13 protein-coding genes are annotated in these 15,420 nt (G+C 68.8%); 11 read left to right on the top strand and 2 right to left on the bottom strand.

The features are described 5' to 3' along the window. Positions 1-298: 298 nt before the first annotated feature. The 5 genes from AC2YHT_RS18805 to AC2YHT_RS18785 all read left to right on the top strand — a co-directional run bounded on the left by AC2YHT_RS18805 (position 299) and on the right by AC2YHT_RS18785 (position 7,178). On the top strand, positions 299-2,923 hold the full coding sequence (locus AC2YHT_RS18805) for a TonB-dependent receptor plug domain-containing protein (protein WP_487291388.1): 2,625 nt from the start codon (positions 299-301) through the stop codon (positions 2,921-2,923). A 12-nt stretch (positions 2,924-2,935) separates the two neighbouring features. Continuing rightward, on the top strand, positions 2,936-3,889 hold the full coding sequence (locus tag AC2YHT_RS18800) for an ABC transporter substrate-binding protein (RefSeq protein ID WP_487291387.1): 954 nt from the start codon (positions 2,936-2,938) through the stop codon (positions 3,887-3,889). A 28-nt stretch (positions 3,890-3,917) separates the two neighbouring features. Beyond that, a complete protein-coding gene (locus AC2YHT_RS18795; RefSeq protein WP_487291385.1) occupies positions 3,918-4,595 on the top strand; it encodes a peroxiredoxin-like family protein in 678 nt (225 codons plus the stop codon). Positions 4,596-4,860: 265 nt separating this feature from the next. Next, complete coding sequence (locus AC2YHT_RS18790; RefSeq protein ID WP_487291383.1) at positions 4,861-5,757, top strand: TauD/TfdA dioxygenase family protein; 897 nt, start codon at positions 4,861-4,863, stop codon at positions 5,755-5,757. An 86-nt stretch (positions 5,758-5,843) separates the two neighbouring features. Continuing rightward, the gene (locus tag AC2YHT_RS18785) at positions 5,844-7,178 is read left to right on the top strand and encodes an LLM class flavin-dependent oxidoreductase (protein ID WP_487291381.1); all 1,335 of its coding nucleotides are present in this window, start codon (positions 5,844-5,846) and stop codon (positions 7,176-7,178) included. A gap of 45 nt (positions 7,179-7,223) precedes the next feature. Here AC2YHT_RS18785 and AC2YHT_RS18780 read toward each other — a convergent pair whose 3' ends face one another. After that, positions 7,224-9,443 carry a TonB-dependent receptor gene (locus AC2YHT_RS18780; RefSeq protein WP_487291379.1) on the bottom strand — a complete coding sequence of 740 codons (2,220 nt, stop codon included), beginning with the start codon at positions 9,441-9,443 and terminating at the stop codon, positions 7,224-7,226. Positions 9,444-9,662: 219 nt separating this feature from the next. Continuing rightward, complete coding sequence (locus tag AC2YHT_RS18775; protein WP_487291378.1) at positions 9,663-11,198, bottom strand: hypothetical protein; 1,536 nt, start codon at positions 11,196-11,198, stop codon at positions 9,663-9,665. A gap of 239 nt (positions 11,199-11,437) precedes the next feature. Here AC2YHT_RS18775 and AC2YHT_RS18770 point away from each other — a divergent pair, with 239 nt between their 5' ends. The 6 genes from AC2YHT_RS18770 to AC2YHT_RS18745 form a co-directional block, all read left to right on the top strand. Beyond that, positions 11,438-11,596, top strand: a complete 159-nt coding sequence (locus AC2YHT_RS18770; RefSeq protein ID WP_158285873.1) for a hypothetical protein — start codon at positions 11,438-11,440, stop codon at positions 11,594-11,596. Continuing rightward, positions 11,596-12,552, top strand: coding sequence for a LysR family transcriptional regulator (locus tag AC2YHT_RS18765; RefSeq protein WP_487291376.1), 957 nt, complete (start codon positions 11,596-11,598; stop codon positions 12,550-12,552). Before AC2YHT_RS18770 ends, AC2YHT_RS18765 begins: the two co-directional genes overlap by 1 nt. A gap of 107 nt (positions 12,553-12,659) precedes the next feature. After that, the gene (locus AC2YHT_RS18760) at positions 12,660-13,676 is read left to right on the top strand and encodes an SMP-30/gluconolactonase/LRE family protein (protein WP_487291374.1); all 1,017 of its coding nucleotides are present in this window, start codon (positions 12,660-12,662) and stop codon (positions 13,674-13,676) included. Between the two features lie 7 nt (positions 13,677-13,683). Then, positions 13,684-14,622 carry an NAD-dependent epimerase/dehydratase family protein gene (locus AC2YHT_RS18755; protein ID WP_487291372.1) on the top strand — a complete coding sequence of 313 codons (939 nt, stop codon included), beginning with the start codon at positions 13,684-13,686 and terminating at the stop codon, positions 14,620-14,622. A 5-nt stretch (positions 14,623-14,627) separates the two neighbouring features. Next, positions 14,628-14,957 (top strand): putative quinol monooxygenase, encoded by a 330-nt coding sequence (locus tag AC2YHT_RS18750; RefSeq protein ID WP_487291370.1) that lies wholly within the window; start codon positions 14,628-14,630, stop codon positions 14,955-14,957. A gap of 113 nt (positions 14,958-15,070) precedes the next feature. After that, positions 15,071-15,420 (top strand): histidinol dehydrogenase (locus AC2YHT_RS18745; RefSeq protein WP_487291369.1); only part of this gene is annotated, 350 nt, incomplete at its 3' end.

The raw sequence follows: 15,420 nt of genomic DNA, 5'->3' as shown, positions 1-15,420 counted from the left end.
CATCGCGACAACCCCGGCGACTATGTGTTCCGCAAATGCCGATTATTGCGTATCGCGATATATAAATCTCTGAATTCTTTCGGAGAAATACTCGTTCGCCCGGTTTGGGCGCGCTCGCCATGTTCGCCTCCGCTGACCGCCTCGTGTCGGCGAGATGGAGGTTCCCCATGAGCGTCGTCCGCGACCAGCGCCGCCCGTCCGTCGGCCCGGTCCTCGCCTGACGTCCGCCGGACCGCCCACGACCTTCTTCTCTTCAAGACCATGCAACGACGCGGATCACCGCGCGGGGGATAGCTTTTTGACTCGTGTTTCCCAGACCCCGGTTTCCAAGACCGTCACACGCTCTGCCTTCGCCGGCCTGCTGCTGGCCTGCGCCTCGGGCGCGGCCCTGGCCGCCGAGCCGATCCCCACCGTCGATGCGCCCGACGCCGCGGTCGACTCCGTGGACGGCGTCGTCGTCACCGGGGTGCGCGGCGTGCGCCGCACCGTCGCCGACAGTCCCGCGCCCATCGACGTCATCTCGTCCGAGCAGCTCACCGCCACCGGCAAGACCGGTCTCAAGGAAGTGCTCAACACCCTGATCCCGTCGTTCAACCTGCCGGGCGTCAACGGCGGCGGCACCTCGTGGACGGTGCGGGCCATCACCCTGCGCGGCCTCAACGGCGACCAGGCCCTGTTCCTGGTCAACGGCAAGCGCCGCCACACCACCTCGCTGATCAACAACCTGGCCCGCGTCGGCCGCGGCGGTGTGCCCGTCGACCTGGACCTGATCCCGGCCTCGGCCATCGAGCGCATCGAGGTGCTGCGCGACGGCGCCTCGGCCCAGTACGGCTCGGACGCCATCGCCGGCGTCGTCAACATCATCCTCAAGAAGGGGACGGAAGGCGGCGAGTTTTCCTATACCGGCGGCCAGAACTATCTGGGCGACGGCGACACCCGCGCCGCCAGCCTGACCTGGGCCCGCCCGCTGGGCGAGGACGGCGGCTTCCTGCAGCTGGCGATCAACTGGAAGAACAACGAGGCCGCCTCGCGCGCCGTGCCGTCCCGCGCCCAGTACCTCTACCAGCCCACCGTCACCACCACCGGCGGCGTGACCACTGTCACCCCCGACGCCCGCGACGCCACCGCAGACCGCTACTACTGGGGCGCCAGCTACGGCCCAGGCGAGGAAGACATCATCGCCACGGCCTACAACGCCGAACTGCCCTGGCGCGACCTGACGCTCTATTCCAGCGGCACGGTCAGTCACCGCGCGTCGAAGAAGGTCACCGGCAGCTTCCTGCCCAACCTGGCGCCCGTCACCGGCGTCACCGCCGGCCGGCCGCTGAACCGCAACTCGCTGCCCGAGGTCTATCCCAACGGCTTCAACGCCCTGCGGCGGATCTTCGAGCTCGACTGGCAGACCAGCTTCGGCGCGCGCGGCGAAAAGGCCGGCTGGTCGTGGGACGCCTCGACCACCTTCGCCCAGGATCACGCCCAGCTCGACGGCGAGAACACCCTGAACGCCACGCTCGGCCCCGACAGCCCGACCTATTTCCACCTGTCGACCCACCAGTTCCAGCAGTGGACCAACAACCTCGACGTCACGCGGGAGTTCGCCGGCGTCCTGCCGCATCCGCTGCAGGTGTCGTGGGGCCTGGAGCACCGCTACGAGCACTTCCTGATCGAGGCCGGCGACGAGGCTTCGTACATTGTCGGCGACTACGTGATCCCCGCCGGCCAGCCCTTCGCCGGCCTGCGCCCGAACCCTGGCCTTTCGTCCTACGCCGGCACCGCGCCGGAAGACGCGGGCTCGACCTCGCGCCATTCCTACGCCGTCTACGCCGACCTCGGGACCGATCTGACGGAAAACTGGTACGTCGGCGCCGCGCTCCGTCACGAGCGCTACACCGGCGATGTCGGCGAGACGACCAGCGGCAAGCTGACCACCCGCTGGGAGTTCCTGCCCGGCTACGCCCTGCGCGCCACGGTCAGCAACGGCTTCCGCGCCCCGTCGCTGGGCCAGAGCATCTTCGCCACCTCGACCATCTCCGGCAGCCTGTGCCCGGCCGCGCCCAACAACACCTTCCGCGGCGCCGCCTGCACGCCCGGCGAATATCTGACCTATCCGACCAAGGTGCTGCGCACCGACAGCGCCGAGGCCAAGGCCCTGGGCGCGACGCCGCTGAAGCCAGAAACCTCGACCAACTACAGCTTCGGGATCACCGCCGAGCCCCTGGCCCGCCTGCGCCTGACGCTGGACGCCTATCAGATCGACATCGACGACCGCATCGTCGACACCAGCAACCTCGACCTGTCGGTGACCCAGCTGCAGTCGCAGGCGGCGCTGGTCGGCCTGCTGGCCCGCTTCCCGCAGGGCCTGACGGCGACCTACTACACCAACGCCGTCTCGACCCGGACGACGGGCGTCGACTTCGTGGCCGAGTACGGCCTCGACCTGGGCTCGGCCGGCAAGCTGAACCTCAACGCCGCCTACGCCTTCAACAAGACCAAGGTCCGCGACGTCATCGAGACCCCGGCCATCCTCAAGGCGGTTAACCCCAGCCTGGTGCTGTTCGACCGCCAGAAGATATCGGACCTAACCCGCGGCACGCCGCGCGAGAAGGTCGTGCTGGGCGCGGTCTGGAGCCGCCAGACGCTCAGCGCCAGCCTGCGGACCACCCGCTACGGCGAATATACCGAGGCCGGCACCTCGGCGAGCCTCGACCGCACCTTCAGTCCCAAGTGGGTGGCCGATCTCGACATCGCCTGGGACGTGCGGCCGACCACCAACATCGCCATCGGGGCCAACAACCTGTTCGATCAGCACCCCGACAAGATCGGCATCGTCAACGCCGACCAGGGCACCCTGCAGTTCGGCCTGTTCTCGCCCTTCGGCATCACCGGCGGCTACTACTACGCCCGCCTGACCCAACGCTTCTAAGGGGAGGGCGGCATGCAAAGACGCCAGCTCATCATCGGTCTCGGCGCGCTCGCCGGTCTCTCGGCGGGTCTTTCGGCCTGCGGCAAGGGCGATGCGGCCGCGCCGCTCAAGGTCGGCAGCCAGCGCGGCGGCACCAAGGCCGTGCTGATCGCCTCGGGCGCCCTCGAAGGCGTTCCCTACAAGATCGAATGGAGCGAATTCCCCGCCGCCCAGCCTCTGCTCGAGGCCCTGGGCGCGGGGGCGGTGGACCTGGGCGAGGCCGGCGACGCGCCGTTCCTCTTCGCCTACGCCAGCGGGGCCAAGATCAAGGCCGTCCAGGCCGCCCGCAGCGGCGGCGGGGCGACCGCCATCCTGGTCCCCAAGGACTCGCCGATCCGCGCGCCCGCCGACCTGAAGGGCAAGAAGATCGCCACGGGGCGCGGCTCGATCGGCCACTACCTGCTGCTGCGGGTGATCGAGCAGGCCGGCCTGAAGCCGTCCGACATCTCGCTGGTCTTCCTCAGCCCGGGCGACGCCAAGGCCGCCTTCACCGCCGGCTCGATCGACGCCTGGGTGACCTGGGGCTCCTACGTCGCCCTGGCCCGCCTGCACGACAGCGCCCGGATCCTGGTCGACGGCGAGGGGATCCTGCTCGGCGCGGGCTACGAGGCCGCCAGCCTCAAGGCGATCGAGACCAAGCGGCCGCAGATCGACGACTTCCTTCGCCGCCTGGCCAGGGCGCGGCGCTGGGCGATCGACAATCCCGACGCCTTCGCCGCCGTGCTGTCCAAGGAGACGGGCCTGTCGCTGGACGTGGCCCAGTACACCGTCCGCTACTACCGCTTCGCCCCCGTGCCGATCGACGACGGTTCGGTGACCGAGGCCCGGGCCGTGCTCGACCACTTCCGCGGCGCCGGGGCGATCACCTCGACCCTCGACCCGGCCGCCGCCTTCGACCGCTCGTTCAACGGAACCGTCGCCGGATGAGCCCCACACACCACAAAGGGAGGATTTCATGAGCCATCAGACCCTGCGCGAGCGCCTGGCCGCTCTGCATGCCGAACGCGTCCGCACCTGGGAGCCGGCCGCGCTGAAGATCAACATCGACCAGCGCGCCCGGCTGGTCGAGGCGGCCGATCGCGACGCCTGGGTGAAGGTCGGCGACAAGGTCGCCCCCTTCGTCCTGAAGGACGTCGAGGGCGGCGACCTGACCCTGGAAGGCCTGACCGCCAAGGGCCCGGCGGTGCTGATCTTCTTCCGCTTCGCCGGCTGCCCGGCCTGCAACATCGCCTTGCCCTACTATGAAGAGACCCTGGCCCCGGCCCTGAAGGCGATCGGGGCGACCCTGGTCGCCGTCAGCCCGCAGGTGCCCGAGCGCCTGGGCGAGATCCGCACGCGGCACGGCCTCAGCTACAAGGTCGCCGCCGACCTCGGCAACGCGCTGGGCCGCCGGTTTGGGATCCTCTACACCGCCGACCAGGCCAGCCAGGACGCCCAGCGCGCCAAGGGAACCTTCATAGGCGACGTCACCGGCACCGGAACCTGGGAACTGCCGCAGCCGGCCGTGGTGGTCATCGACCGCGCCGGCCTCGTCCGCTTCGCCGACGTCAGCCCCGACTGGCTGGCCCGCACCGAAGCCGACCCCATCATCGCCGCCGTCCGCGCCCTGACCCCGGCGCCGGCGGTGGTGTGAGTCAGCAACCGATCCCTCTCCCCTTGCGGGAGAGGGTGGCCCTGCGGAGCAGGGTCGGGTGAGGGGTCTCTCAGAACTCAACGCCGCGTGCAGCGGTCAGGCCGGGCGGGGCGTCTCCCATCTGAGAGACCCCTCATCCGACGGCTTCGCCGCCACCTTCTCCCGCAAGGGGAGAAGGACTCGCTCGCACTTGAGCCCTTCCAAATCCCATGCCTACAGTAGGATAACGTCGTTCTCTAAGCGGCGATGTCCGTGGGAGGACGCCATGAACGCCTTGACCCCGATCTCAGCGGGCGATGCGCCAGACTATGCCGGCCTCACGGTCACCCCCGCCGGACCGGTGCTGGGCGCCGAGATCTCCGGACTCGACCTGACCAGGCCCCTGGAGCCCGAGATCGTCGCGGCGATCCGCGCGGCCCTGCTGCGCCACAAGGTGGTGTTCTTCCGCGACCAGGACATCAGCCATGAGGACCACGTTCGCTTTGGCCGCTATTTCGGCGATCTGGAGGGCCATCCGGTCACCGCCCACGTGCCGGGCTTTCCCGAGATCCTGCACATCGAGGCGGCCGACGGCATGAAGCTGCGCGAGGCCATCGTCCCGATCGTGCGGGCGGCCAACAAGTGGCACACCGACGTCACCTTCCGCCCCGCGCCGTCGATGGGCGGGGTCCTGCGCGCCCGCACCCTGCCGCCGTCGGGCGGCGACACCCTGTTCGCCGACACCGCCGCCATCTATGCCGACCTGCCCCAGCCGCTGAAGGACAAGCTGGCGGGCCTGCAGGCCGAGCACGATATCCTGCAGAGCTACGGCTACCGCATCGACGAGGCCAAGCGGCAGGAACTGCGCGCGGCCTATCCGCCCCAGAGCCATCCGGTGGTGCGCACCCATCCCGAGACCGGGCAGCCGCACCTCTTCGTCAACAAGGTCTTCACGACGCGGATCCTCGGCCTGCCCGAGGACGAGGCCGCCGCCCTGCTGGCCGAACTGCTCGACCGCGTGAAGTCGCCCGAATACCAGGTGCGCTTCCGCTGGAGCCCGAACGCCATCGTCTTCTGGGACAACCGCGCCACCCAGCACTACGCCGTGCTCGACTACTGGCCGGTGGAGCGCGTCGTCGAGCGGGTGACGATCAAGGGCGAGGTTCCATATTTCCAAGCCTGATCAGTGGCTTGAGACCATCTCGTTGGATCGCGGGCAGGGGGCTTCGTAAGCAGGCTGCGTCACCTTCAGCCAACGGAACGGCCCCGATGTCCCAGCCCCGTCAACTCAAGCTCGGCTTCATCCTGCACGGGGTCGGCCCCGGCTGGGGCGACTGGCGCCACCCGGACGCCCATCCTGGCGCCAGCACCGACTTTTCGTTCTACAAGCGCCAGGCCCAGGTGGCCGAGGCCGGCAAGTTCGATTTCCTGTTCGTCGCCGACAGCGTCTACATCACCGAGAAGTCGAGCCCGCACTATCTGAACCGCTTCGAGCCGCTGACCATCCTGTCGGCCCTGGCCGGCGCCACCGACAACATCGGCCTCGTGGGCACCCTGACGGTCAGCTACAGCGAGCCGTTCAACGTCGCCCGCCAGTTCTCCTCGCTTGACCACATCAGCGGCGGCCGCGCCGGCTGGAACGTCGTCACGTCCTGGCTCGAAGGCAGCGCCGCCAACTACAGCCGCGAGAAGCACTACGCCCACGACGTCCGCTACCGCCTGGCCGGCGAGTATCTCGACGTCGTCCAAGGCCTCTGGGACAGCTGGGAGGACGACGCCCTGACCTTCGACAAGGCCGGCGGCGAGTTCTTCGATCCCAAGAAGCTCCATACCCTCGATCACAAGGGCGAGTTCTTCTCGGTGAAGGGGCCGCTGAACATCAGCCGCTCGCCCCAGGGCCAGCCGGTGATCTTCCAGGCCGGCGCCTCGGAGGACGGCAAGGCCTTCGCCGCCAAGCGCGCCGACGCCATCTTCGTCTCGCACGAGGACCTCGACGCCGCCCAGGCCTACTACAAGGACATCAAGGCCCGCGCCGCCGGCTATGGTCGCGATCCGGACCAGTTGCATGTCCTGCCCGCCGCCCGCCCGGTGGTCGGCAGGACGGCGCAGGAGGCCGAGGCGCTCTACAAGGAACTGACCGAACTCGTTTCGCTCGACAACGCGCTCTCCATGCTGGCCCGGCCGTTCAACGAGTACGACTTCAGCCAGCACGATCCCGACGGTCCGTTCCCGCTGGAGGCCGCCGAGTTCGGGGCCAATTCCAACCAGAGCTCGGTCACCCGCATCGTCGCCGCCGTGAAGGCCGACAACCTCACCCTGCGCGAGACGGCCCTGCGCTTCGCCACGCCGCGCGGCCATTTCGTCGGCGCGCCCGAACAGGTCGCCGACAGCCTGCAGGCCTGGTTCGAAAGCCGCGCCTCCGACGGCTTCGTGCTGTTCGAAAGCCTGCCGGGCCAGCTGGAGGCCTTCGTCGAACTGGTGGTGCCGATCCTCCAGGCGCGCGGCCTGTTCCGCACCGACTACGAAGGGACGACCTTCCGCGAGAGCCTGGGCATCGACGTCCCCGCCAACCGCTACGCCGCCACGCTGGCGGCCGCCGAGTAGCGACACGAACGCCGGGAGGGACAGTCCGCCCCTCCCGGCGACTCGTCAGAAGCGGTAGCCGATCTCGACGCCGAAGGTGCGCGGCGGCTCGAAGGTGCCCAGCACCGGCGTGGTCAGCAGCGGATTGCTGGTCACGGCCGTGGCGATCAGGGTCTCGTCGGTGAGGTTTCGGCCATAGGCCGTCACCGTCCAGTTCCCGGCCGGCCGGACCCAGGTGACGAAGGCGTTCAGCTTGTTGTGGGCGTCCTGCGAGAGGACGTCGCGGTTGAACTGGTTGAAATAGACCTTGCCGACCCAGATCGACTCCGCCCGGAAGGTCCAGTCGCCGAAGCCCGTCGGCAGGCCGTACTGCACCGCCAGGGTGGCCGAATAGGGCGGGGCCTGGGCGATGCGGTTGCCCGCCAGGTTCAGCACGCCGAGATAGCTGCGCGACGGGTCCGAGGTCTGGAACTCGGTGTACTCCGAATGCAGCAGCGCGCCATTCAGGTCGATGCGCAGGTTCTGCGTCGCCAGCAGGCTCGACTCCAGCTCGATCCCGCGGATCTCGGCCTTGGCCGCGTTCTCGAAGAAGGTGCCGGTGGCCAGCACCTTCTGAACCTGCAGGTTGCTGTAGTCGTAGAAGAAGGCCGAAAGGTTGGTGCGCAGGCGGCGGTCGAACCATTCGGCCTTCAGCCCCGCCTCGTAGTCCTTGAGCTTCTCGGGCTGATAGGGACTGGCGACGCTTCCCACCGAATAGCCGCCGCCCTTGAAGCCCTCGGCATAGGTCGCATAGGCCTTCACGTCCGGGGTGAAGGCGTATTCCAGCGTCACCCGGGGCGTCAGCGACGACCACGAATTGCGCTGCAGCTTGGTCGGGGTCGGGAACTGGTTGGGCGGCAGGCCTGGATAGTCCGTGGCCAGATTGACCACCGAATATTCGTCCAGCGCCTTCCTGTCCTTGCTCCAGCGCAGGCCGACGATCAGGGCGAGCTTGTCGGTCGCTCGCCAGGTCGCCTGGCCGAAGGCGGCGTAGGACGTCGTCTTCTGCAGCCCGCCGAAGGCCGCGCCGATCGCTGGCGTCATCGCCCCGCCGACCAGGGCCCGCGACATCGGCGAAAAGCCGTTCACGCCGTTGATGTCCTCGTGGAAGTAGTAGGCCCCGACCAGCCAGTCGAACCGCTCGCTCTTGCCCGACAGCCGCAGCTCCTGGCTCAGCTGGCTGGAAATCTCGCGGTTGTAGAGGTTGGCCAGCAGCAGGGTGGTGTTGTCGGCGTCGCTGAGGAACTGGGTCTTGCTCTCGCGATATCCGGTCACCGACGACAGGGTCGCCGGCCCCAGCGTCCAGTCCAGCTGGTTGCCGAAGCCCCAGACCTTGCGGCGGTTGTGGGTGTCGGTGTCGTTATTGGTGTCGCGGGCGTTGGGCGCGGTGGTCCCGCCCAGGCGGAAGGCCAGAGGCGCCAGCGTCGGATTGCCCTGGGCCAGGTAGTGGTAGTGATAGTTGGCGTCATCGGCCGTGTAGTAGTCGAGCGAGGCTACGTTCCTGAAGTCGTCGTTGGGCTCGATCAGCAGCTTCACCCGCGCGGCGGCGGTGTGCTCGTCGTCGACGTCGTTGCCGGTGTGGATGTTGCGGCCGTAGCCGTCGCGATCGACCTTCTGCACGGCCAGCCGCAGGCTGACGGCGTCGCTCAGCGGCGCGCTGACCGCGCCCTCGGCCCGCACCAGATTGTAGTTGCCCAGCGCCACGCGGGCGTAGCCGCCGAAGTCCTTCTCCGGATCCTGGGTGATGACGTTCACCGCCCCGCCGGTGGCGTTGCGGCCGTAGAGCGTACCCTGCGGCCCACGCACCACCTCCACCCGCGCCACGTCGAAGAAGGTGCCCAGCGCGATGGTCGGGCGGCTGAGATAAACCCCGTCCAGGTGATAGGCGACACGCCCCTCGCTGCCCGGCGTGGTGGTGTCCAGGCCCACGCCGCGGATGGCGATACGGGCGATGCCGACCGCCCGGCCGAAACTGACATTGGGGATCGACGAGGCCAGGGCCTCGATGCTGTTGATCTGGCGCTTTTGCAGGTCCGCCGCGCCGATGGCCGAGACCGCCAGCGGCGCGTCCTGGATGGCCACCTCGGAGCGTTCGGCCGTGACGATGATGTCGTCCAGCTGGACGGGCTGTTCGTCGGCGGCGGACGGCTTGGCGGTCTGGGCCATCAGCGGACTGGCCGACATGAGGGCGAGGGCGGTCGTCGAGGCGAGCAGCAGCGCTCTCCCCTGGCCGGTGCAGGGTCGCATTTCGATTGTTCCTCCCGATGGCGCCGTCGATCCGGCGCTCCTTGGGCTTCGTTCCAGTTCGCCCGAGGGGCGGCATGGCGAGCCTGCGGCGACGCTAACTCGACGCACGTCGTTCTGTGAAAGCCGTAGGGAGAATACCTGCTATCGGCGGGGCCAAACGAAGACGGCGGCGGCCCCGTCAGGGACCGCCGCCGCCAGTCGTCATGCCTGAAAAAGCGATTAGGGCTTCAGGGCCAGCCGGTAGGTCGCCATGCCTTCCTCGAAGATGTAGCCGTCGATGGTCTCGACCCACCAGACGAGGTCGACCATCGGCTTGCCGTCCTTGACGTACTTGCCGACCACTTCCGACTTCACGATCGCCACGTCCTGGGTCAGGCCGTGGGTGTTGACGTAACGGCCCTTCATCGACGGCACGCGGTCGAGGAAGTGCTCGGCCAGCGGATCGGACGGGACGGGGTCGCCGACATCGGCCATGCCGCGCGGGTCCATGATGGTCCAGCGGATGTTCTCCAGCCACGCCCGGTCGCCGGCCCAGTTGGTCAGCGCCCGGATGGCCAGGTCTCGGCCCAGATAGTTGACCAGCGGCGCGCGCTTGGCGCCTTCCTTGTGGATGTTGGTGGTGTCGATGCCGCCGTCCAGCGTCGGAGCGCCGGGGATCACTGGGCTCGGCGGCGGGACGGGCACGTAGTCGGCGCGGTTGGGCAGGCGCCAGATGCCGTCCTTCTCGCCGCGGATCAGGCCCTTGGCGAGCTTCGGGTCCATGATCTCGCGCTTGAGGGTGCGGCTGCCGCCCGCGCCCATGCCCCACGGCGGGATCGGCGCGACCGAGACCTCGATCGGCCCGTCCAGCGTCCAGGCCGGCTTGTCGCCCACCTTGACGTCGTCCCAGTACAGCGGCGCGGCCCCGCGACGCGTCTCCTTGGACCAGACGTCCTTGATGAAGGCCCAGTCCTGGTCGGTGTAGACGTGGGCCGGCCGCCTGAACCAATCCGGGGCCTGCCAGATCACCGGGAACGAGCGGTCCTTGGGCTCCTTGCCCGGCTTGGCCACCTTCACGTTCTCGGTGACGCGGAAGATCACGTCGCTGACCTTCACGCCCTTCTGGTTGAAGACCTCGCCCTTGGTCTGGATGACGATGTTGCGGGTGATCGAGCCCTGCTGCGGCGTCAGGTCCAGCACCGTCCGCTCGTTCATGACTAGGTACAGCGTGTCGCCCGGATAGATCGGGGCCAGGTTGGTGACGCTGTGGTTCAGCTCGCTGACCAGCAGCTTGTCGCGCGCGCCGGGCGGCCACGGCGCCATGTAGCTGTCGTCGTGCGCGCCGAAGGTCGGATAGGCCAGGATGTCCTCGTAGCCCAGCGAGCGCGCATAGGCCGCGTCGTTGCGCAGCGCGCTGTCGGGGTCGTACTTCCTGTTGTTGTAGCGGACCCAGTCCTCGGTGACCTTGATCACGGGGCCCAGGCCCGGCGTGTCCTTGGGCAGGGTCCCGGCGACCAGCGCCTTGACGTCGATCGGGCCGCGATCCTTCAGGGCCTGATTGTCGGCGAAGTACTTGGCGACCAGCGGGGCCTCGCGGTCGGTATAGACCCCCGGATGCAGCAGCCGGTAGTCGTCGGCGGTGAGCTGCGCGGCGGGCGGCGCATCGACCCTGGCCAGCGCCGCGACGGGGGCCGTCGAGATCGCCAGCAGGGCCGCCCCGGCCAGCAGAACATGGGTCAAGGCGCGCGGAACGCGGCGCAGCGAAGCGGAAGCCATCCTGGTGTTTCCCCTCTTGTCGTTGTCAGGCTGGAGCGAACCTGCGCGAAGGGCGTGGGCGCCGGCAAAGCCATTTGGCCGATAGCTCGCCGCCGCGCGGCTGATCGATGTTACGGCGCGGCAAAGGCTATCGGTGGCGCCGATAGCTGAAATCCGTTCTTTCGATTTGGGCGATGGAGGGGGTATCGATAGCGTCGATACCAAAGCTGGCGACAGACCGGCTTAGGGAGGAACATCATATGGCGCAGTTCATCTGGCGCGCCCTGGCCATGCTGGCCGCGCCCGTTCCCGCGACGGACACAGCGTCCGTATCCGCGATGATCTATCCGATCGCCTACGACCACTGGTTCGTGCCGGTGCGCTTCAGTCCCGAAGCCAGCGAAGACGAGGCGGCCTGATGCGTTTCGAGCGGCTCGACCTCAACCTCCTCGTGGCCCTGGACGCCCTGCTGGACGAGCGCAACGTCTCGGCCGCCGCCGAGCGCCTGTGCCTGTCCCAGTCGGCGATGAGCGGCGCGCTCGGGCGTCTTCGCGACTTCTTCGGCGACGAACTGCTGGTCAACACCGGCCGCAAGATGGTGCTCACCCCGCGCGGCGAGGCCCTGGCCGAGCCGGTGCGCGGCGTGCTGTTGCAGATCAAGTCGACCATCACCACCAAGCCGAGCTTCGATCCGGCCACCTCCGACCGCAAGTTCACCGTCACGGCCTCTGACTACGCCCTGGCGGTGATGCTGTCGGGCGCCTTGCAGGCGATCTCGCAGCAGGCGCCGGACATCACCGTCGAACTCGTCCAGCTCGATGACCGGCCGGGCGAGCACCTGGAGCGTCGGGAGATCGATCTCCTGATCACCCTCGACCACGCCCTCAGCGAGAACCATCCCAAGAGCCGGTTCTTCGAGGATGACTATGTGGTCGTCGCCTGGAGCGGCAACACCGAGATCAAGGAAAAGCTCGACCGCACGCTCTACTTCGGGCTCGGCCACGTGTCGGTGCAGTTCGGCAAGGCCCGCCTGCCGGCCTTCGAGGAATACTTCCTCCAGACCCAGCAGGTGCGTCGCCGGATCGAGATCGTCGCGCCGTCGTTCACGGCCGTGCCCGGCCTGGTGGTCGGCACCAACCGCATCGCCACGGTGCAGCGGCGCCTCGCCGAACAGGCCGCCAAGCACCTGCCGCTGGTGATCCACGAGTCGCCGGTCGACATCCCGCCGATCCGTCAGTCGATCCAGTGGCACCGTTCCAGCAGCCAGGATCTGGCCCTGCGCTGGCTGATCGAACAGCTCAAGCGTCACGCGGGCCATCCGTCGCTGGAGCGTCCGGCCTTGGCGCTACCCGAGGACGAGATCGCCGGCGCCTGAGCGCGCCGCGCCGATAGGACCTATCCACACAAACGCCGAGCCGTCCGCAACGGCGCGCCTATGCTCGCGCCGTCCGCGGCCTTGCGCCCAAGCTTCAGGAGTTCGCCTTGCGTCCCGACAATCCCCTTCGCGACTGGCGCGTCGATCGCGCCGCCATCGGCTTCGTCGGCAAGGACCTGCAACGGCCCGAATGCATCCTGGCCGAACGCGACGGGACCCTGTGGTCGGCCGACGCCCGCGGCGGGGTGGTGCGCATCGATCCCGACGGCGCCCAGACCATCATCTCCCAGGCGCAGCCCGAGGAGCTGGGCGGCGGCTCGTTCGAGGATCGGTTCGTCAACACCCAGGGCTCACTGCCCAACGGCCTGACTTTCGATACGAACGGCGACTTCCTGATCGCCAACTTCGGAACCGACCGCCTGGAGCGGATGACCCGTGACGGCAAGAGCAGCGTCATCCTCGACAACATCGAGGGCCGGCCGCTGGGCAAGGCCAACTTCGTCACCCGCGACAGCAAGGGGCGTCTGTGGCTGACCGTGACGACCCAGATGGTGCCCTGGACCCGTCACGTCGAGACCATGAGCACCGACGGCTACATCGCCCTGATCGACGAGCGCGGCGTGCGCATCGTCGCCGACGGCCTGTGCGGGACCAACGAGCTGCGCTTCGATCCGAAGGAGGAGTGGCTCTACGTCGCCGAGACCACGGCCCGCAAGATCACCCGCTTCAAGGTCGAGGCCGACGGCGCGCTGAGCCATCGCGAGACCTTCGGCCCCAGCAATGTCGGCGGCTTCTGCGACGGGATCGCCTTCGACGCCTACGGCAATCTCTGGAGCACCCTGATCATGGCCGATCGCCTGATCGCCATCACGCCGGAGGGTGACCTCGTCACCCTGCTCGACGACGGCGATCCGGTCGGGACGGCGGCGCTCGACAAGGCCTGGGAGGAGGGGCGGGTGACGCCCGAGCTGATGGCCGGCGCGACCGGGACCCTGGCGCCGTGGATGGCCAGTCTGACCTTCGGCGGCCACGACCTGAAGACGGTCTATCTGGGCTCCCTGCGCGGCTCGACCATCCCGTTCTTCCGCAGCCCCGTCGCGGGTCAGCCGCTGATCTACTGGTGAGGGCGGCATGAGAGCGATCATCACCGGGGCCGGCGGCTTCGTCGGCCAGGAACTCGTCAGGCAGCTGCGAGCCCAGGGCCGCTTCGACCGTCTCGTCCTGCTGGATGCGCGGTTGCCGCCCGGCCTCGCTGGCCCGGACGCCGAACTCGTCGAGGGCGACCTTGCCGATCCGTCCATCCGCGCCCGGGCGACGGGGCAGGGGGCGGATGTCCTCTTCCACCTGGCCGGGGTCATGGGCGGAACGGCCGAGCAGGATCCGGCCCTGTCGCGGCGGATCAATCTCGACGCCACGCTCGACCTGATCGAGGCCGTGGCGGCGGACGGCAACGTTCCCCGCGTGGTCTTCACCAGCACCATCGCCGTGTTCGGCGCGCCCTTGCCCGACCAGGTCGACGACGGCACCCCGCTGTCGCCGGCCATGACCTACGGCGCCCACAAGCTGATGGTCGAGATCGCCCTGGCCGACCTGACCCGACGCGGCGCGCTCGACGCCGTCAGCGTGCGCCTGCCGGGGATCCTCGCCCGACCCCTCGGCCCCAGCGGCATGAAGTCGGCCTTCATGAGCGAGGTGTTCCACGCCCTGGCCGCCGGCAAGCCGTTCACGGTTCCGGTGTCCCGCGAGGCGACGATCTGGGCGATGTCGGTCGAGCGCTGCGCGGCCAATCTCGTCCACGCCGCCGGCCTGGACGGCGCGGCCATGCCGACCACCCGGGCCGTGACCCTGCCGGCCCTGCGCCTGGTCTTCGGCGAGATGGTCGACGCCATTGTCGCGCGCACCGGGGCCGACCCGGCGCTGGTGACCTATGTTCCCGACGCGCCCCTGGAGGCTCAGTTCGGCCGCCTGCCGCCGCTGACCGCCGCCGCCGCTCAGGCCACCGGCTTCGCCCACGACGGTTCGACCGAGGCCTTCGTCGCCGCCGCCCTGCGCGGGATCGGCGCGTCATGAGCCCAATGGAGACCCGTGTTGCGATCCAGGCGGCCTTCGCGCCGCTGCCCGGCCAGGAGGCGCAAGTCGAGACCGTGCTGCGACGCATGGTCGGCTTCACGCGGGCCGAGCCGGGTTGCCGCCGCTACGACCTCTTCCGCACCGAGGCCGGCTTCCTGCTGCACGAGGTCTATGACGATCAGGCCGCGCTGGAGGCCCATCGGGCGGCCGGCTATTTCGCCGATTATCGGCGCGACATCGTTCCGCTGCTGGCCTGGCCGATCACGGTGACCGCCCTGGCGCCGATCGACGCCGCGGCGGGAAACGCCGGCGTCGATGGGGTCTTCGGCGGCTGACGGCGGGGGCGATACCTGCCCACGATAAAGACGTTTTGCCGCCGGCTCCGGCGGGTCCTACCAGCATCGTCAACGGCTTGGCCGACCAAGAGAACTAGGACGAGGAACACGCCATGGCGAAGTGGTTGAAGAGCGGTGCGGACGCGGGTGTTGTGGCGGCGGCGGACCGTGCGGTGCGCGAGACGGTGGAGGGGATCCTCGCCGACGTGGCGGCGCGGGGCGATGCGGCGGTGCGCGAGCTGTCGACGAAGTTCGACGGCTGGGACCGCGAGAGCTACCGCCTGTCGCCGGCCGAGATTCAAGGCTGCCTCGACCAGCTGTCGGATCGCGACCTGAAGGACATCGAGTTCGCCCAGACCCAGGTCAGGAACTTCGCCCAGATCCAGCGCGATAGCCTGAAAGACGTCGAGGTCGAGACCCTGCCGGGCGTGATCCTGGGCCACAAGAACCTGCCGGTGAACGC

This window comes from Caulobacter sp. SRI_008 (assembly GCF_057586355.1).
This window is presented reverse-complemented; position numbering and strand designations above follow the sequence as displayed.